The following is an 18,205-nucleotide window of genomic DNA, read 5'->3' on the forward strand; positions in this document are numbered from 1 at the left end:
AAATATGATGCGTAAAATCTATTTTTTTATAGTGTAAGTGGTTGTTAATTAGTGTTTAATAACGTTTTTAAAAAAAATATTTATAAAATCTATCAAATTAGTAGTCTTTTAAAAAATATTTCTATATTTGTACTGTCGTCCTGATTTACAGTGAGTCATGAGGGCTGACAAAAAATGAGCATACTTAATTATGGAAAGAATGAAAAAAGATTACTTTTTAAAAACAAGCTTACAGATTACTTCATTGGAAGTGGTTTTTACTACCCTAGGAAATAGTGAAAAACGAATGTGTTGTTAAAATTTCTCTCTTACACTCTCTTATATTAGAAAAGGGAAGCCGAGGCTTCCCTTTTTAAACAAAGTTTTAACAATGAAACAAGTTCTATTGGCGTTGGCACTTGTTTATTTTCACTATTAAACTGAATAAATTTATGAAAAAAAATGCTATTTTTCGAATTAGCGTCATTTTTAGCTTGCTTTTAGCTGGTTCTTATCAGACATATGCGCAGGTAGAAAATCCTAAACCCATTATAAATGCTTCATTGACAGGTACTGTGATCGATGCTGTTACAAAAGAGCCCCTGCAAGGTGTAACTGTACAAATTGAAGCCGTTACCCACCAGGTGAAGACCGATAGCAAAGGCGTATTTCAATTTGTTACAGGACAGAAACTACCTTTTTCACTTATTGTATCCATTGTAGGTTATCAAACACGACGGGTTGTCGTTGATCAATCACCCACTATAATTGAATTGACACCACGTTTGGAAGCCTTAGATCAAGTAGTCGTGACTGCCCGTAGACGCAAGGAGCAATTACAGGATGTACCGATCCCCGTTTCTATTATCCGTGGGGCGGCTTTGGAAGATGCCGGAGCTTTTAACGTCAATCGGCTGAAAGAACTTGTGCCGACGGTGCAATTGTATTCTTCCAACGCACGTAACACGACACTTAATATCCGTGGGCTTGGTTCAACCTATGGACTTACCAATGATGGTATAGACCCGGGTGTCGGATTCTATCTGGACGGTGTATACATCGCTCGGCCAGCTGCAACTTGGCTAGACTTTATTGATATTGATCAGATCGAAGTATTGCGAGGGCCACAGGGTACACTCTTTGGTAAAAATACGACTGCAGGCGCCTTTAATATTACTTCACGGCTACCCCAATTTACACCTGAGGCTAATGTTGAAGTTAGCTATGGCAATCAGGGATTTATTCAGGCAAAGACATCTATCTCCGGACCGTTAGCTAAGAATCTGGCTGCGCGGGCCTCCTTTTCGGGCACGCAACGGGATGGTAATCTGTTTAACGTCCACACCAATCGAAAGATCAATGATATCAATAACCTCGGATTTAGGGGGCAATTGCTGTTTACACCGACTGAGAATATCAAATTGGTACTCTCAGGAGATGTCTCTTCTCAAAAGCCCGACGGATATGGTTGGGCAGTCGCAGGTGTTGTTAAAACCCAACGTGCTGATTACCGACAATTTGATGCTATAATCAAAGATTTAGGGTATGAATTGCCCTATAAAAGCGCATTTGAACGTAAGATTGACCTCGATACGCAATCCAAAGCTGATAATAAATTGGGCGGCGTAGCGCTGAATGCTGATATCAAGATTGGTGAAGGTACCTTGACATCAACTTCAGCTTGGCGAAAATGGACCTGGGTGCCTCTCAATGACCGGGATTATCTAGGTCTTCCTGTCTATACTGTTTCCGCAGGTAATTCGGTGCATAACCAATGGTCGCAAGAATTTAGGTATTCTGGCAAAATCAGTGAGAAAGTAAGTGGTGTAGTAGGCTTATTTGGACTTTGGCAGGATCTTGGTACCGATCCTGTGCATACAGAAGAGACGGGATCCGCATTCTGGCGCTTTCAGAAAAGCTCTACGAGCGCCTTATGGGAGACTCCGGGGTTATTTGACAATTTCGGCATTAAGACTGTTTATGGAATCAAAAGTACAAGTTTAGCCGCTTATACACAGATTGACTGGGAGGTGACCTCCAAACTTCATATCTTACCAGGACTGCGCTATAACTACGACAAAAAGAAAGCAAACTACGATAGACAGACCTATGGTGGGCTACAGACATCCGATCCGGCGCTGTTGGCACTCAAAAATGGGGTCTATACCAACCAAACTTTTGATATAAACGCAGATGCCGATAATTTTTCAGGACAACTGTCTGCGAAATACCGTTTCAACCCCAAGATTAATGCTTATGCAACCTACTCTATCAGCTATAAGCCAATTGGAATCAATGTTGGCGGATTGCCAACAGCAAATGGTGCTGTGCTACTAGATCTAGCTGAAGTAAAACCAGAAGCAGTTCGCCACAAAGAGTTGGGTGTGAAAACTAACCCAACACGCAACTCGATCCTTAACTTATCCGTTTACCAGACTGATATCAAAGATTATCAAACACAAGTACAAACACCTGAACCAGGTGTGAATCGGGGTTACTTGGCCAATGCCGAGAAAGTACGTGTCAAAGGGGTGGAACTCGACGGTAATATTAATATTGGTCACTTTCTGCGCCTGAATGGTGCGCTGGCCTATACAGATGCGAAATACGTAAAATTTACGAATGCACCAGTTCCGCTGGAAGAAGTTGGTGGGCCGCAGGCTTTTAAAGATATTTCGGGCGGAGTGCTTCCGGGAGTATCCAAATGGTCTTGGTCTTTGGGCGGAGAAGTTAATCAGAGCGGCAAACTGATCGGTATCAATGGCTCCTACTTTTTGGGAGCAGATCTTTTCCATCGCTCCAAATTCTCTTCAAGCTCATCTCCATCGCAGTATTTGAATATAGATGCTTATACTTTGCTGAATGCACGTTTGGGTTTTAGGGGGTCGAATGGCGTTTCAGTTTTTGTGTGGAGCAGAAATTTGACAAATAAAGATTACTACGAGCAATTGCTCGCAGCTCCGGGCAGTTATGGTCAATATGCCGGAGTCGTAGCTGATCCAAGAACCTACGGCGTAACGCTCCGGTACAATTGGAAACAGGGAAATTAGGACCGTAATTCATAATATATTTTCATTAGCCGTCTCTGATTTATTTAGAGGCGGTTTTTTTGTATCCGAAAAGAGAGATTGTGTCAATAGAAATTTTATCGATGATAATTTGCAGCCTCTGCTTGCTTTATTTATGGAAAACCGTATCTTAATTCATCATTAAGGTGAAAGATTTGCGCATGAACGAAAAAGAGCTATTACAACATTATAAAAAAACAGGAGACCTATCTGCGCTGGGGAAATTATATTCGCCTTATATGTCCTTGCTTTATGGTGTATGTTTCAGGTATTTGCAAGATCCCGATCGTAGCCAGGATGCCGTCATGCAGATCTTTGAGGAGCTAATTCCGAAACTGCGTCATTACGAGATTGATAATTTTAAAAGCTGGTTGCACGTATACAGTAAGAACTATTGTTTAATGCAATTACGCAAAGATAAACGGACGACACAGGTGGATATTGAAGATAATTTGTTTGAAAGCGAACAAAAACTCAATACCAGTGAAGAGGCAAAATGGGAGGAGCGGGATTTTGAAAAACTAGAAGGTTGTATGCATACTTTAAATGAAGAGCAAAAAGAATGTGTACGTTTGTTTTATCTGGAACAAAAGTGCTATAAAGACATCGCAGATTTAACAGGATATGATTTGAATAAAGTCAAGAGTGCCATCCAGAATGGGAAACGCAATCTGAAAATCTGTATGGAAAGGAAAGAAAATGGAAAATAATTATCAGTTATCGCGAATTCATAATTACATCCATGGTCTAATGAGCAGAGAGGAAATGTTTCAACTGGAAAAAGAAGCATTGGAAGATCCCTTTTTACAGGATGCCATAGATGGATACCGATTACAGAATGGAGTTGATGCAAAGCAATTAAGTTTGCTGCAGCAGAGACTTAGCCGTCGGGTGGAAAATACCATAGCGACAAGACATGCACAATATTATACTTGGCAACGTTTAGCCATTGGCGCAGCGGCAGGGGTTTTGTTTGTTGTTTTATTAGCGCTTCTATATTTTAAACATTTCAATGGCATAGCGGAGCGCAGCACAGATGTTACACTCAGCGAACCGGAGAACATGGTGGCAATTGAACCCTTGCTGGATGGCGGAGAGGCAACACCGCTAGGAGGATGGAAAGCGTTTGAACAATACCTTAATAATCAGGTAACGGATACGGGAAGAGGAGGGGAGATTATTGTCAATTTTACTATCGGAAAGGATGGATTGCCTAATCAGATCCACGCAGAAGGAACACCAGAGCAAGCTCTTTTTGATGAGGCTGTACGGCTTCTTCGGTCCGGAGTTAAGTGGCAGGGAACCAAAGCCCGTTTGAAAATTACATTTCCCATAGAAGACATGAAGAATCCCTCACAATCAAATGTCATCAAACCTCCGCATTGTTTTGGGGTAGAAAAATCTTAGAAAAAAAAATGAGCGATTTCCTTCAAGAGAAATCGCTCATTTTTTTTGACAACATTATCCGTTCTTAAAATGCATACCTCAACCCAAGTTGAATTTGAAAAGGATTACCGTTTAAATTGGATACACCAACGCCTGAACTCATATTATAAATATATTGCTGATTGGCTGCATCGAAACTCTTGATCGCATAAAGATTTTGTTTGCCCAAGTTGTGTCCTACACCCCAGCTTTTTTTCAGGAGGTTGGCTACATTGAAGATATCAATAGAGGCTTCAAGTCCATGATTTTTATAGAACTTTACATTCTTTGCCAAATGCAGGTCAAATACGCCATAGAAACCATTGATCCCCCCATTACGTTCTGCTACTTGACCCAAATTGCCATTGATGTAGTTTTTGATGCTTTTCTCAGCATTTGGATCGTCCAGGATTGCTTGAATACCGTTTTTGATATATTCCGGGGTGTTTTTGTTGTTGGGATCGTAGATAAAAGCAAGATCATTGGAATTTACAAAGTCCCCATTGACATTTCCATTGACAGCTAATGAATAACGTGTTCCAGCAATTCCGCTGAAGCGCAGACCCATAGAAACACCCCATAAAGAGGGCATTGTTCCATAGAACACGACTTTATGACGGAATTGATTATCCGAGTACGACATTGTACTTAAGTTGCGAGGATCGTCTTTGACCATTAGGGAGAGGGTAGCAGTATTGGCAACATTACCATTATACGAGGTATTGTCTTTTGTATCATTCCAAGTATAAGACATCGTGATTTGTCCATCCTTGTAGTAACGATAAGTTCCGTCCAATACTACGGTATACGAATTGTTTTTTCCATCACTATTCATTTCCAATACCCGACCAACCTGTTTGGTCTTACGGCTATTGGTCCAGTTGGCTGCCCCGTTTGTGGTATTGATGCTTGACGCAGGAACATATACGCCACGGTTATCCTCGGCAGTCAACCTAAAATAAGGGTTCTCCACCATGTTGCGATCTACATACATATAGTTGTTGCGTCCCCAAGTACCGTAAGCACTTAAACCGATGCGTAGCGAAGGCGTGAAGAAATGATTGATGGAAATATTGGCTTTATATACAGTCGGCACTTTCACATCCTTGCTATTGGTATTGATTGTGACAAGTTTTTCGATCTTTGGATTGTCCAGTAGTTCACGTCCGGGAGCTGTGTCGGGATCCTTGCGATATCCTGCAAAATTTGGCTTAGGAATTAATGTAGGATCCGTGATATCTACGCCAGCAATGCGTGAACCATCAAACAACATATTGTTTAACATAGAATATGGGTTGAGTGCCGACCCAAATATACCAGCTCCAAAACGGATGATATTTTTCCTCTCTTCATTGATATCCCAGTTGAATTGCACACGAGGCTGTATTTGAAACGTGTTAATCCCATTGTCGGTTGAAAGACCTAATTCGTCATAGACCGTCTGGTTGAATGTAGCTTTCTTGAGGTATTTCGTGTTGTCCAGACGTAGGCCGCCGACTACGTCAAGACCTCTTGCGATTTTAGCTTCCATCTGCCCATAAACACCTACAGCCAGATTGTTGACCAAAGTGTTTTCTTGGTCAGTCATATATACATCGCGCGCATAGCGATAAGGGGTCAGGTTATCGAAATTTTGTAAACCTGTAAAATAAAAACGACCGTTCATTTCACTACCATAACGAAAATCCATGTTCGTATACATGATATCGGCACCGAAAGTATATTTGATCTTATCCGTATTGTAATATAGGTTGTTGACCAACTGCAGCATATTGCCATTGAACCATTCTGGTGAAAAGCGTTGACCACCGAGTTGGATAGAATTGTTGTATTTATTCGCGCCATCTACTGATTGGATGGATTCAACGATCGCGCGGGGAATACTATGTGACTGGTCAAATCCGTCAACATTATGCTGTGCTTCAGAGCGTTCGTAAAAATGCTGGATCTTTAAATCATTTGTCAACTTGGAACTGATCGAAGTACGCAAAGAAGCCATAAGGCTATTGTTTATATACTTTCTGTTGGTGTAAGATTCATAGGCGTTAATTCCCGTATTATCCCCTTCCTGTTGATTGTCGGAGTCATACACAAAGTTATTGCGAATGGTCAATAGGTTCTTTTCATTTAATTGCCAGTCGATTCGAGCGAACGCGGCATCAGTCTTTTTCTTTTTGTCAAAGGAGCCAAATAGACGGTCGGCACTAGCGCCATATTTACCTACAGCAATTCGGGTGAAATCATCCAAGGTCGTTTGTGTAACTTTGTATCGTGCAATATCTTCGGTTGTTTGGATATCAGCGATCTGAAGCGGACGTGTATCCATTTGACGATCCCATGTAACAAAGAAATGGGCTTTATCCTTAATAATTGGCCCCCCCAACGAAAATCCATATTGATAAGTGGAGAATTTCTGTTTGCGTGGAGTTTCATTCAGATTATACTTACTGGAAAGCCAATCTGCCCGGGCAAAAGTAAAGGCGCTTCCTGTCAGGGTATTTGTTCCTGATTTGGTCACGGTCGTAATGCTACCGCCGCCACTACGACCAAAAGTGACATCATAATCGTTGGTGACCACTTTGAATTCGCGAATAGCCTCCATAGAAATTGAATAAGCACCACCGCTATTTCCGCCCGCTACCGTACTGCGCGAGTTCATGCCATCTACCGTAAAATTAGTCGAAGATGCGCGTTGGCCCGCAAGGTTCGTCCCGCTGCTCACTGGCGATAGATCGATCAGCGAAGAAAAATTCCGACCATTTACAGGCATTTTCTTAAGATCATTTGCCGTAATAGCGGTAGAGGCACCTAACGTTTTGATCTTATTTTTAGGGTCAGCAGCAGCGCCCTGTACAATTACTTCGTCAAGCTTAGTTTCCGTAGAAGATAAACTAAAATCTACTGTAAGCTCATCGCCATAATTTAATTTATAGTCTGTTTTCTTTTGTTCAGCATAACCGACATGATTGACTGATATGGTGTATGGAGAGCCTAAGGGCAGCTGCTGAAAGGTATATACCCCATTTTGATTGGTCAAAGTTGTTTGTCTAAATCCAGTAGATTCATTCCGCACAGATACTGAACTGCCCTTGACCGGTCCAGATCCATCTGTGATACGCCCCGTGATGGTTGCTTCCGTGCCTTGAGCCCAGCTTCTGCTTGGAATTTGAAAAAATGTGATAATGGTTAGGAGCACAAACCAAATGATGTTTTTCTGCATAATAATTTCGTTTCTAGTTTAGTTGATCAGTGTTTGTCACAAGTATGTTGCGAAATTATTCGTATAGTATTGCTAAACTGTTAAGTCGGTATTATTAAATATTTAAAAAGAATTGGCCATGTTAAGATAAAGATACAGCATATACTAATAGGGAATCGATAGATGCTGCGAACAGTATATATCCCTTGGTAAAGAAAAACTTACAAACGAATAAGGGCTCGAATGATTCGAGCCCTTAATGATTTTATCGTATGTTGCAGTACCTTATTCTTCCCAACGAATTTTTTCTTCGATAGGCGTACGTACAGGTTCGCGCGCATCTGATTCATGATGTCCTAAGTAAAATAGGCCGATACATTTTTGGTTCTCTTCCAGATTAAGGAAACCGCCCAAATGATTGATTAAGCCCGGTGTTGCCCAGTAACCACCAATATTCAACGAATGTGCAGCGAGCCACATATTTTCTACAGCGGCAGCAGTACAAGCCAATTCTTCCCATTCAGGAACTTCACCCGTATAATTGACGATAAGCGCAATGGCAACATTTGATTGTGTTGCTTTCTTGCCCATGGTGATCTCTGTCGCTTCCGTATATTTCTCCGCTGGTGTAACCGATTTATAGATGCGCGATAATTCAGTACCCAAGCGTTGAAGCCCTTCTTTACGGAAGATCACAAAACGCCAAGGCTGTGTCCGTTTATGTGTTGGAGCAGCATTAGCTGCTTCCAAAATGCTAAGGATATCCTCTTTGCTTACTTCTTCTTCAGTAAAAGAAGCTTGAAATACCGATCTTCTGTAGTGTATTGCTTTTAAAACGTCGTTTTTCATTAAAAATATGTTGATTTTAGAATGTACTTATGCTTTTTCTTCCCATAAAGATACAACATGCAAAATTGTTTTGACCGCTTTTTCCATATCTTGTGCTGATACCCATTCTTGCTTCCCATGAAATGCATGTCCACCCGCAAAGATATTAGGACATGGAAGCCCCATAAATGATAGGCGTGATCCATCGGTACCGCCACGGATACTTCTTCTTTCTGCGACCATACCTGCTCTTGTAATAGCTTCCATGCCAATTTCCATAATTTCTGGATACTGATCAAGGATCTCTTTCATATTGCGGTATTGCTCTTTTACAGTGAATATATAGGTACAATTTGGATAGCGCTCAACAATAGATTTTGCTATTGCTTCCAGTTCATCTTCATGTTTTTTCAGATTAGCTGTTGCATGATCACGGATGATAAATTGAATCTCTGCCTTCTCCACCGATCCACTGATATTCACTGGGTGCACAAAACCGTCCTTTTTATTGGTGCTTTCTGGAGAAAGTCTGTCTTTCGGTAATGCATCGATGATGGCACTTGCGATTTTAATCGCACTTTGCATCTTTCCTTTTGCAAAACCAGGGTGCACGGAGACGCCATGGATCGTTAAAGTTGCTCCATCTGCCGAGAATGTCTCATCCTCGATCGTGCCGGCTTTTTCGCCGTCCATGGTGTAGGCAAAGTCTGCCGCCAGACGTTTTAAATCTGCTTTATCAACCCCACGGCCGATTTCCTCGTCCGGTGTGAATAAAATCTTGATATCACCATGTTTAATCTCCGGGTGTTTCATCAATAGGCGTGCAGCATCCATTATTTCAGCGATACCAGCCTTATCATCCGCTCCTAAAAGCGTTGTTCCACTTGCCGTAATTACATCGTTTCCGATTTGATTGGCTAGATCGGGATGTTCTGCATATTTGATCACAATGCTATTATCATCTGGAAGTACCAAATCTTGTCCTTGGTAATTACGGTGTACCAATGGTTTTACATCTTTGCCAGAAGAATCCGGAGAAGTGTCCATATGAGAGCAGAAACAGATCACTGGAACTTTCTTGGACGTATTGGAGGGGATGGTCGCATAGATGTAACCATTCTCATCCATAGCGGCATCCGAAATGCCCAATGATAAGAGTTCTTCTACCAATAATTTACCCAAATTTTTCTGTTTTTCGGTAGATGGACATGTCGGTGAATTTACATCAGATTGTGTGTCAATCTGTACGTAGCGTTGAAATCTTTCCGAAACTGAAAAGTCACTTATGTTATTAATCTCAAATGTGCTCATGCTAATCGCCTTAATGTGATAAGGGCGACCAAATTTACAAATTCTAACGGGCTTCGACCAAAAACAAACAAGACTTGTCAATAAACTGACAAGTCTTGTTTACTAGAGGTAATATTTCGCTAACCTCCTGTATCTTTTTTGGGGAGTAATCCTAGGTTTAGCTTATTTTTTTTCGTCGGCGTAGCCAAATACTTTCTGCAAGATATTTGTATTTCTGCTTCCGCCGATATTGTTTCTGATTTTTGATTCCTGATCAGCTACTTTGATAAACAAACCATCTATGGCCTTTTGAGTAACGTAAGCGGTCAGGTTTGTTTCTACCTTATTGCCTAGCGGTAAATTATTATAGGCTGAGGTCAATTGCGTCCAATATTGGTCTACATTATTTACACCCATGGCAGATTGAATGACTGGACTAAACTTGTTTGTTAATTCGGTTGATGTATTTGTTTTGAAAAATGTTGTTGCAGCATCTTGCTTGCTTCCCAATAGGATATTGGTCGCATCAGTGATGGTCATTTTAGACAATGCATTTACGAATACCGGAGCGGCTTCTTTTACGGCACCCTCAGCGGCTCTGTTCATGCTTTGAATAAATTGATCACAAAGCTTGCCCATGCCGACTGCACGAAGCGTTTTTTCTACCTTTTGGGCCTCCGCAGGCATTAAAATCTTTACCGCTGCATCACCTAAGAAGCCATCTTTTTTTGCCAAAGACTCAATACTCAGGTTAAGGCCGTTGCTTAGAGCTTGTTTGATACCCAATGAAGCATCTTTATTTGATAATGAAGCCAAGGGGTTCGACTTGGTAGAACCCGTTGTTGAAGAGCTCGCAGTTGACGAATTCGTCTTTTTTGTGCTGTCAGTTTGACTCTGAGTTGCTTTATTCAACGCGTCGTTGATCTTTTTAAAGATTTGCGCTTCACTGTTGTTGGAGAACAAAAGCCCTGAAACAAATAGGGTACAATATAGTAATGGAAATTTCATCATGATATGTTTTGCTGTCAAAATTAAGGATATCGACCGTTAATTTTTGTAAAAGTTTAAATTGCCGGCTGTTCTTTCCATGAAATTGTCCGTATCCGTAGCAGATGCGCCACAACCCCACTGCAACGAAGATCCTAAATTGTCACAGCAGTCCCTGCCGGCCTATTTCCACGAAAGTGTCGTCACAACAGGGAAGTGGTCAGAAGGAAACTTACTCAGGTAAGTATCTGTCAAAATACCATATTTCTTCGCCTGAAAAGGTTTGGTGATAAAGATATGGTCAATCCGACCAGAGGCTCTTAGGCTCTTTCCCCAACCATTAAAAGAAGAGTTGGGCTCATATTTAAGCGGAGATACTTCATGTACATCTGTGACGATATTGCTCTTGGCAAGTGTAAAATAGGCCTCATCTTTTTCGTCTACATTGAAGTCGCCTGTTAAGATCAGCGGAAGATCCTTCGCAAATTCTTTTGCCTTGGCCAGGATCAATTTTGCACTTTCCGTGCGGGCTGTACGTCCGATATGGTCAAAATGGGTATTCATAAAGATAAAGCGCTTTTTATTGGCTTTGTCTTCAAAAATTCCCCAGGTACAGATACGTGGTAAGGCCGCATCCCAACCCTTGTTCGGATGTTCGGTATCTGTTGCAGAAAGCCAGAATGTACCACTTTTTATGGCTTTGAACCGATTGGTGTTGTAATAAATTGCAGAGTGTTCACCTTCCTGTGCGCCGTCATCACGCCCCACACCGACATAGTCGAATCCCGGAAGCAATGTTTTTAGATCCTGAACCTGATCATGAAAGGCTTCCTGAACACCGAATATATCAAAACCATGATACTTAATCAGATTGGTCAAAGGCACTTTGCGGTCAACCCACATATTACCAGTATCTACAGTATTTCTTTGTCTAATATTGTATGTAGCTGCAATGAAATCTTGCGCATAGGAGATATACGAAAAGCATAATGCTGCTGCGAGAATAAAGTATTTTTTCATCTATATTATTTTGTTCTTCAGTTGTGATGAAGCTATCAGATTTATTCATCGAGTACATGTTTTAAGCGGCATTCATGAGCTCGCTTTACTCGGTTATTCAATCCCTAGTGTGATCGAATAAATCATGATGGTTTCATTTGAATAATTAGTTTAGGAATAGTTACCTCATTAATATAAAGATGTGCAGTATTCCGTTTTTGTTATTTATTTAATTATTTTTTCAATACTTGAAGCAAGAGCTCGGGTTCATCCGTTGTGATGAAATCGATCTTTTGTCCAATGAGATTGCTCATTTCTTCTTCTGTATTGACTGTCCAGGCATTCACTTTCATACCCAATTGATGGGCTTCCTGTAGCCAACTTGCATTCTTTTTGAAGACCGAAAAATGGTAGTCTAGGCCATTGATTCCTGCAGCATTCACATCAGCAGGTGATTTATCCCCATTAAGGTATTGGATATTTGCTTTTGGAGCGAGCTCATGAATCTTTTGACATGCCTCAAAACTGAATGCGATATAATCTGTTATTTTCTCTGCTTTTAGAGTTTTTACCATTTCAACGGACTTTGTAGCTGCCTCCAGTGTCCGTTCTACACCCAGTTTGTTGGTTTTTAACTCCAGGATCAGACGTAAGCCCTTTAATTTTTTTCCTGCTTTGATATACTCTTCCAATGTTGGGATAGATTCCCCATTCGGGTGTTTTTTTGCCAGGAGTTCTGTGTATGTTGCTGTTGCGATGTCAATACCGTAGAAATCATTGTCGTGGTTGACGACAAGTATATTGTCTTTGGTGAGGTGTACATCAAACTCAGATCCAAAGAGTTTAAGTTCATGTGCGGCTTTTAAAGAAGCGATGGAATTTTGAGGAAGATGGCTGTTTTTCCACACGCCACGATGTGCAATTGCTTTGGTCTGTGCAAATAGTGTTGCCGATGAAATGACCATAGCCAACGTCAGACAGCTAAAAATGTGTTTTTTCATATGTGTTAGTTTGAAAGCTGATTTTTACAGTATAAAAAAAGTGGTACTTTTTATCCTGATTCACAAGATCTAAAGTACCACTTTTATGTTTAGTTATTGTTAACTGTAATTTATTTTTTACCATTCCATTCTGCCATGAACTCGTCTAAGAATCCAAGCATATATTGGTGACGGTGTTCCGCAATTCTTTTTGCGGCCTGTGTATTCATTTTATCTTTCAACAACAGCAGCTTCTCATAGAAGTGGTTGATTGTCGGAGCTTCAGAATGTTTGTAAGCTTCTTTATCTTTATATTCCTGTACCGGAATGTTGGGGTTGTACATTTCACGGCCTTTATTTCCGCCGAAACTAAATGCACGCGCAATACCTATTGCACCGATGGCGTCCAAACGATCGGCATCCTGTACAATTTCCATCTCTTTGGAATGGAAAGAAACTTCACCCAAACTTGCTTTGAAAGACATGTTAAAGATGATTTTTTTGACATGGTCAATGATTTCAGGAGAAATTTCTAGACTTGCCAAAAACTCTCCGGCAACACGAGGGCCAATTGTTTCGTCACCGTCATGGAATTTGCTGTCCGCAATGTCATGCAGGAGCGCTGCTAATTCGCAGACCATGACATCAGCTTCTTCATCTTCTAAAATTAACTTCGTATTGTTCCATACGCGTTGAATATGCGACCAATCATGGCCTGCTTCTGCAAATTTCAAACGATCTTGCACAAATGCGACTGTGCGTTCAATAATGTTATTCATACAATACTTTTGTTTTTTCGCGAGTACCCTCGTATAATTCGTATTCTAATAATCTACAATCTAATTTACCGTTATAAAATTCTATACGTCTGGACGCACGGAGTCCAATTTTCTTTGCAAGATCCGGATTTCCGGTAAATATATAGCCTCTATAACCTTTGCATTCCTGTTTCATAAAATCACCCATACGTTTGTAGGTAATCTCCAACTTGGTATGCGTACCTAAACGTTCACCGTATTCTGGATTGAATAAGATGACACCTCCTTCTTTAGGAACGTGCGTTTCCGCAAAATCGCATACTTCAAATGAAATTAATTGTTCCACTCCAGCAGTGCGGGCATTCATCTTGGAAACATTTATTGCTTCTTCGGAGATATCCGTAGCAATAATTTGAGGAGCTGCTTTTTTATTGATCTGATCTTTTAACAGGCGACGTTCCTGGAAGAAAACAGTTTCATCGTAACCGATGAAATGCATGAATGAATAATTCATACGCAGTAGTCCTGGTTTTCTATTGGTTGCAATCAATGCTGCTTCAATGGCCAATGTTCCCGATCCACACATCGGATTGACAAAGGCGGATTCGCCATCCCATTTTGATGCAATAATTGTTGAGGCTGCTAAGGCTTCCAGCATGGGTGCCTTGCCCGGAATCTTACGGTAACCATGTTTGGCTAGCGTTTCTCCAGAGGTGTCAATGAAAATTTCAGCACGGTCATCCTTCCAATAGAGGTGAACCACAGCTTTGTTGTTTTCCGGCCCTGAATTCGGACGCATACCTTTTTTATCTTTAATACGATCTACAATCGCATCTTTTACTTTGACATTCGCAAATAAAGGCGTACTAATTGTTTCATTGTCCACATTGGAACTCACAGAGAAATAACCATCGAATTGAATGAGCTCTTCCCAAGCAATCGTGCTCAGCTCTTCATAAAGCTCAGTAGGATTGTTCGCTGAAAATTCCTTTAACGAATATAGAATCTGCGAGGCGGTACGCAAGTTCAGATTGAGCTTGATCGTATCATTTACGCTGACTTTCAATTCGACTCCAGTAGGAAATGCTCTGACGATGTCAAAACCTAACTCTTTAACTTCCTGTTGCAAATACGGCGATAAGCGTTTATTGCACGTAATGATAACTTTATTGGGGGTGTTGAAAACTTCCATCATATTTTGTACAAAGTTAATTAAACTCTTCCTCAAAAATTGCTTAATTTTACGCTTTAATATTTATTTTTTTGATTATGGAAATTAGAGGAAAAGTACACGAGATAGGAGCGACACAACAAGTGACAGAATCATTCAAAAAACGTGATATGATTGTAGCTTATGCCGAAAACCCACAATTTGTTGAGTATATCCGTTTTGAATCAACACAAGACAGAACTTCAATTTTTGATAACCTAGCTATTGGCGAAGAGGTAGAGGTATCTTTTAATCTTCGTGGTCGTCCTTGGACAAATAAAGATGGCGTAACGACATATTTCAATTCATTGGTTGCATGGCGTGTAACAAAACTAGGAAATGCTGCTCCAGCACCATCTACTCCAGGTTATGCTGATATGCCTGCTCCTGTAGATTTGTCTGGTTCATCAGATGATGATGATTTGCCATTCTAGTCTGAAATAAGACATTCAAATCCTGTCGGCATAACCTACTATACATGCATTGTGTGTCGTATTTTGCCTTACAGTATATCATATAGATTGGACTGCCCAGTTTGGACAGTCCTTTTTATTTTGCGCACATTCCGACTCGGTCTGCTCGCCCTTATTCGATACCCAGCTGCTTCGCAGTACGCTTTTGATACCTCTCGTTATTTTACGGAGTGCAATTTTTTGAATTACATAAGTTATTTTCTTGGCGCCGAAATTGCTTGATACCGGGTATATTTAAATCAAGACAACAGATTATGAAATCATCAGTATTATTTATTTGCCTGGCAGCACTTTCTTTAAGCGCATGTAATCAAGCAAAAAGGGAAAATCAACAGGTGGTAGCAACAGATTCGTCCGATCATACAACGATGACAGCGGATACCGTCCATACATCTCAAAATTCGTTGGACTGGCCCGGTAAATATGAAGCAACCATTCCCTGTGCGGATTGTGAAGGTATCAAAACGAATATTACCTTAAAAAATGACAATACTTTCTCTATTGTAAGTGAATATATCAATAAGAACACCAAAGTTGAAGATTCAGGTAAAGTCATGTGGCATGACAATGGTTCTGTTGTACACCTGACAGGTAAAGAAACGAATATGAAATTAAAGGTAGGTGAAAATAGACTGATCGGACTGGATCAGGAAGGCAAAGAGATCGATGGTCCCAATGCGGATCGCTATATTTACAATAAGGTCGAAGGCGAAAAATAATAGCTGGATCAAATCGAATTAACCACTCACATATTTCCCAAATGGGATCTTCCGCAAGCAATACGTCAGTAAAGCACTGGAAAGTAAGGTGAGAATTGCTGCTACCGGTATTTTCCAAAGTGTCGATAATGGTAGCAGTGGATGAATATAATTCAAAAACAAGATATGGCTTAGATAGATGCCAAAACTATGGATGTCGATGAATTCCCAGAATGCATTCAACCGTTCTGGGAGTTTTAGACATTGAATAAATACAAATAATAAGCCTGCACTTAATGCAATATTGGGTGAAAGATAATTATACAATGTAGGGTCAAATTCGCCTTTTTCCAGACTGAGATAATAAGTCCCCCAACCCGTAATCAGACAACAACCTATAAAGAAGGGGAGGCTAGACCATCTTAACTGGGGGAGTGGATGATTGTAGAGATAGTAACCTAAGACGAGATAACCCATGTAGCCCGTAAAGAAAGTTAGGTCAAAATTCGGAAGATATGCATTAAACCATTTGTTGCTGAAAAACAGTGAAGCAAACCACAGGCATAAGAAAATCTCAATCTCTCTTTTTGAACAGTTCCGGATCATTTTTCGCAAAAAAGGTATTGCTAGATAGAGCCCGATAAGCATGTAAAGGTACCATAGATGTGCGTTGCTTCCTGATTTTAAGCGAATTAACATAATGTTGATAACTTGTGGAAAACCAACATACTCAAAATCAATATAACGGATAAAATAATAGATCAGGTAGACGATGGTCCAAAAGACAAATGGCGGAATAATTTTAGACAGACGCTTTTTGTAGAATGTGGCTGTATCCTCATCTCTTTGCAAAAGTAATGCACCGGAAATGATGACAAAAAGTGGGACTGCAAAGCGTGAAAAGCTGTTGATCCAATTGGCATAATCCCAATCAAAAGAATCAAAATCATTACTATTTAAATAGCCCGAAGAGGAGTGGATTAGAATAATCAAAAAAATTGCTATGATACGCAATACACTGATATAACTACTTCGGGCCATTGGAATCGTTTTTTTATGTGTTAACGTTTATTGTCATAGACCTTGAGGTACATCAAGGCCAACAAAGCGCCGATGCTTGCCATACCTACACCTACTAGGGAAGGGGTATTGTAGGCTAATCCCATGGTGATGGGAATGCCCCCTAAAAATGCACCAAGTGTATTGCCGAGATTAAAAGCAGCCTGTCCGCCTGCTGCGGCTAATGTTGCGGAATCTTTCGAAGCCCGGATCAACATCAGCTGGGTTGGTGAACCGATAGTAAAAGAAACCAAGCCAGTAATAAAAGCCAAGGGATACGCTGTCCAGCCTAGCGGCGAAACAAAATAGACCATGACCAAACAGAGCGCCATAGCCGAGAAACTCGCGATAGCTGCTTTTGTTGGTGAAATGGTGTCTGCCAATTTCCCGCCGATCAGATTTCCGAAAAACATACCAACACCTATCAAAATCATAATCAGGGGTACCCGGTCAGCTGGAACGCCAGAAACTTTAGTTGCTAAGGGAGCAATATAACTGATCCAGGCAAACAACCCACCTGTGCCGATAGCAATAATCGCCATTAATAACCAAGCAATCTTTTTGTTGAAAAAGCTGAGCTGATTGAATATATTATTTCCTTTGGAAGCCTCAATTTTCGGCATCCAGGCATATATTGCTGCAAAGGTAACCAGTCCCAGTATACTGATAATGCCGTAAGTTAGTCGCCAGGAATAATGATGGCCAAGATAGGTTCCTAATGGGACTCCGGCGAGGTTCGCAATAGTCATGCCCGTAAACATGATCGAGATGGCCTGAGCCTCTTTGCCTTTCGGTGCAAGCTTGGCTGCAACAACAGATCCTACGCCAAAGAATGCTCCGTGTGGAAGCCCAGCCATAAAACGCGAAAGACTGATCAAAAACTGTCCAGGTGCAATACTGAATAAGCCATTGAAAATAAAAAATAGTAACATCAAAAAGAGTAAAACCTTTTTTGGAGGATATTTACCCGTGAATAAGACTAACGTAGGAGCACCTACAACTACACCGAGCGCATACAGGGCAATAAGGTGAGCCGCAGTAGGGATTTCGATATGCAGATCCTTAGCAATATCAGGTAGAATACCCATCATCGTAAATTCGGTCATCCCGATGGCAAGTCCCCCAAAAGCTAAGGCAATAATTCCTTTGTTCATATGGATGGTTGGAAGTTGATAGTCAAAAGTAAAAATAAAAAACGGGTTATTACATGTTGATTTATGCATCGATGTCATAATCCCTTTGGACGAGCCAA

Annotated in this window: 15 protein-coding genes; 5 read left to right on the forward strand and 10 right to left on the reverse strand. The window is 40.8% G+C overall.

The features are described 5' to 3' along the window. Nucleotides 1-431 precede the first annotated feature (431 nt). From OGI71_RS21925 to OGI71_RS21935, 3 genes are all read left to right on the forward strand, one after another. On the forward strand, nucleotides 432-3,029 hold the full coding sequence (locus tag OGI71_RS21925; RefSeq protein WP_282251941.1) for a TonB-dependent receptor: 2,598 nt from the start codon (nucleotides 432-434) through the stop codon (nucleotides 3,027-3,029). Nucleotides 3,030-3,208: 179 nt separating this feature from the next. Then, a complete protein-coding gene (locus OGI71_RS21930; RefSeq protein ID WP_282251943.1) occupies nucleotides 3,209-3,757 on the forward strand; it encodes a sigma-70 family RNA polymerase sigma factor in 549 nt (182 codons plus the stop codon). A 40-nt stretch (nucleotides 3,758-3,797) separates the two neighbouring features. Further along, nucleotides 3,798-4,454 (forward strand): hypothetical protein, encoded by a 657-nt coding sequence (locus OGI71_RS21935; RefSeq protein ID WP_282251945.1) that lies wholly within the window; start codon nucleotides 3,798-3,800, stop codon nucleotides 4,452-4,454. A 64-nt stretch (nucleotides 4,455-4,518) separates the two neighbouring features. Here OGI71_RS21935 and OGI71_RS21940 read toward each other — a convergent pair whose 3' ends face one another. The 8 genes from OGI71_RS21940 to OGI71_RS21975 all read right to left on the reverse strand — a co-directional run bounded on the left by OGI71_RS21940 (nucleotide 4,519) and on the right by OGI71_RS21975 (nucleotide 14,705). Continuing rightward, on the reverse strand, nucleotides 4,519-7,692 hold the full coding sequence (locus OGI71_RS21940) for a carboxypeptidase regulatory-like domain-containing protein (RefSeq protein WP_282251946.1): 3,174 nt from the start codon (nucleotides 7,690-7,692) through the stop codon (nucleotides 4,519-4,521). 264 nt (nucleotides 7,693-7,956) lie between these two features. Further along, complete coding sequence (locus OGI71_RS21945; protein WP_120260269.1) at nucleotides 7,957-8,520, reverse strand: nitroreductase; 564 nt, start codon at nucleotides 8,518-8,520, stop codon at nucleotides 7,957-7,959. Between the two features lie 27 nt (nucleotides 8,521-8,547). Beyond that, a complete protein-coding gene (gene pepT, locus OGI71_RS21950) occupies nucleotides 8,548-9,810 on the reverse strand; it encodes a peptidase T (RefSeq protein ID WP_282251947.1) in 1,263 nt (420 codons plus the stop codon). A 162-nt stretch (nucleotides 9,811-9,972) separates the two neighbouring features. Further along, a complete protein-coding gene (locus OGI71_RS21955) occupies nucleotides 9,973-10,800 on the reverse strand; it encodes a DUF4197 domain-containing protein (protein WP_282251948.1) in 828 nt (275 codons plus the stop codon). 159 nt (nucleotides 10,801-10,959) lie between these two features. Beyond that, a complete protein-coding gene (locus tag OGI71_RS21960; RefSeq protein WP_282251949.1) occupies nucleotides 10,960-11,796 on the reverse strand; it encodes an endonuclease/exonuclease/phosphatase family protein in 837 nt (278 codons plus the stop codon). Nucleotides 11,797-12,008: 212 nt separating this feature from the next. Continuing rightward, a complete protein-coding gene (locus tag OGI71_RS21965; RefSeq protein WP_282251950.1) occupies nucleotides 12,009-12,776 on the reverse strand; it encodes a glycerophosphodiester phosphodiesterase family protein in 768 nt (255 codons plus the stop codon). A 110-nt stretch (nucleotides 12,777-12,886) separates the two neighbouring features. Next, on the reverse strand, nucleotides 12,887-13,534 hold the full coding sequence (locus OGI71_RS21970) for an HD domain-containing protein (protein ID WP_223581695.1): 648 nt from the start codon (nucleotides 13,532-13,534) through the stop codon (nucleotides 12,887-12,889). After that, a complete protein-coding gene (locus OGI71_RS21975; protein ID WP_120260544.1) occupies nucleotides 13,527-14,705 on the reverse strand; it encodes a class I SAM-dependent RNA methyltransferase in 1,179 nt (392 codons plus the stop codon). The genes OGI71_RS21970 and OGI71_RS21975 overlap by 8 nt, the downstream gene beginning before the upstream one ends. A gap of 77 nt (nucleotides 14,706-14,782) precedes the next feature. Here OGI71_RS21975 and OGI71_RS21980 point away from each other — a divergent pair, with 77 nt between their 5' ends. Together OGI71_RS21980 and OGI71_RS21985 are read left to right on the forward strand one after the other, a co-directional pair. Beyond that, nucleotides 14,783-15,157, forward strand: coding sequence for a DUF3127 domain-containing protein (locus tag OGI71_RS21980; RefSeq protein WP_120260264.1), 375 nt, complete (start codon nucleotides 14,783-14,785; stop codon nucleotides 15,155-15,157). A 293-nt stretch (nucleotides 15,158-15,450) separates the two neighbouring features. Next, on the forward strand, nucleotides 15,451-15,915 hold the full coding sequence (locus OGI71_RS21985) for a copper resistance protein NlpE (RefSeq protein ID WP_282251953.1): 465 nt from the start codon (nucleotides 15,451-15,453) through the stop codon (nucleotides 15,913-15,915). A gap of 18 nt (nucleotides 15,916-15,933) precedes the next feature. Here the strand turns inward: OGI71_RS21985 and OGI71_RS21990 are convergent, their stop codons facing one another. Both OGI71_RS21990 and OGI71_RS21995 read right to left on the reverse strand, forming a co-directional pair. Continuing rightward, nucleotides 15,934-16,935, reverse strand: coding sequence for an acyltransferase family protein (locus OGI71_RS21990; RefSeq protein WP_282251954.1), 1,002 nt, complete (start codon nucleotides 16,933-16,935; stop codon nucleotides 15,934-15,936). Between the two features lie 20 nt (nucleotides 16,936-16,955). Continuing rightward, nucleotides 16,956-18,107, reverse strand: a complete 1,152-nt coding sequence (locus tag OGI71_RS21995; protein ID WP_282251955.1) for an MFS transporter — start codon at nucleotides 18,105-18,107, stop codon at nucleotides 16,956-16,958. Between the last annotated feature and the right edge of the window lie 98 nt (nucleotides 18,108-18,205).

Origin of the sequence: Sphingobacterium sp. ML3W (assembly GCF_029542085.1) — a bacterium.
Lineage (GTDB): Bacteria > Bacteroidota > Bacteroidia > Sphingobacteriales > Sphingobacteriaceae > Sphingobacterium.

Coding starts and splice junctions, on each gene's coding strand:
- OGI71_RS21925 (WP_282251941.1), top strand. CDS start 432: ATGAAAAAAAATGCTATTTTTCGAATTAGCGTCATTTTTAGCTTGCTT.
- OGI71_RS21930 (WP_282251943.1), top strand. CDS start 3,209: ATGAACGAAAAAGAGCTATTACAACATTATAAAAAAACAGGAGACCTA.
- OGI71_RS21935 (WP_282251945.1), top strand. CDS start 3,798: ATGAGCAGAGAGGAAATGTTTCAACTGGAAAAAGAAGCATTGGAAGAT.
- OGI71_RS21940 (WP_282251946.1), bottom strand. CDS start 7,692: ATGCAGAAAAACATCATTTGGTTTGTGCTCCTAACCATTATCACATTT.
- OGI71_RS21945 (WP_120260269.1), bottom strand. CDS start 8,520: ATGAAAAACGACGTTTTAAAAGCAATACACTACAGAAGATCGGTATTT.
- pepT (WP_282251947.1), bottom strand. CDS start 9,810: ATGAGCACATTTGAGATTAATAACATAAGTGACTTTTCAGTTTCGGAA.
- OGI71_RS21955 (WP_282251948.1), bottom strand. CDS start 10,800: ATGATGAAATTTCCATTACTATATTGTACCCTATTTGTTTCAGGGCTT.
- OGI71_RS21960 (WP_282251949.1), bottom strand. CDS start 11,796: ATGAAAAAATACTTTATTCTCGCAGCAGCATTATGCTTTTCGTATATC.
- OGI71_RS21965 (WP_282251950.1), bottom strand. CDS start 12,776: ATGAAAAAACACATTTTTAGCTGTCTGACGTTGGCTATGGTCATTTCA.
- OGI71_RS21970 (WP_223581695.1), bottom strand. CDS start 13,534: ATGAATAACATTATTGAACGCACAGTCGCATTTGTGCAAGATCGTTTG.
- OGI71_RS21975 (WP_120260544.1), bottom strand. CDS start 14,705: ATGGAAGTTTTCAACACCCCCAATAAAGTTATCATTACGTGCAATAAA.
- OGI71_RS21980 (WP_120260264.1), top strand. CDS start 14,783: ATGGAAATTAGAGGAAAAGTACACGAGATAGGAGCGACACAACAAGTG.
- OGI71_RS21985 (WP_282251953.1), top strand. CDS start 15,451: ATGAAATCATCAGTATTATTTATTTGCCTGGCAGCACTTTCTTTAAGC.
- OGI71_RS21990 (WP_282251954.1), bottom strand. CDS start 16,935: ATGGCCCGAAGTAGTTATATCAGTGTATTGCGTATCATAGCAATTTTT.
- OGI71_RS21995 (WP_282251955.1), bottom strand. CDS start 18,107: ATGAACAAAGGAATTATTGCCTTAGCTTTTGGGGGACTTGCCATCGGG.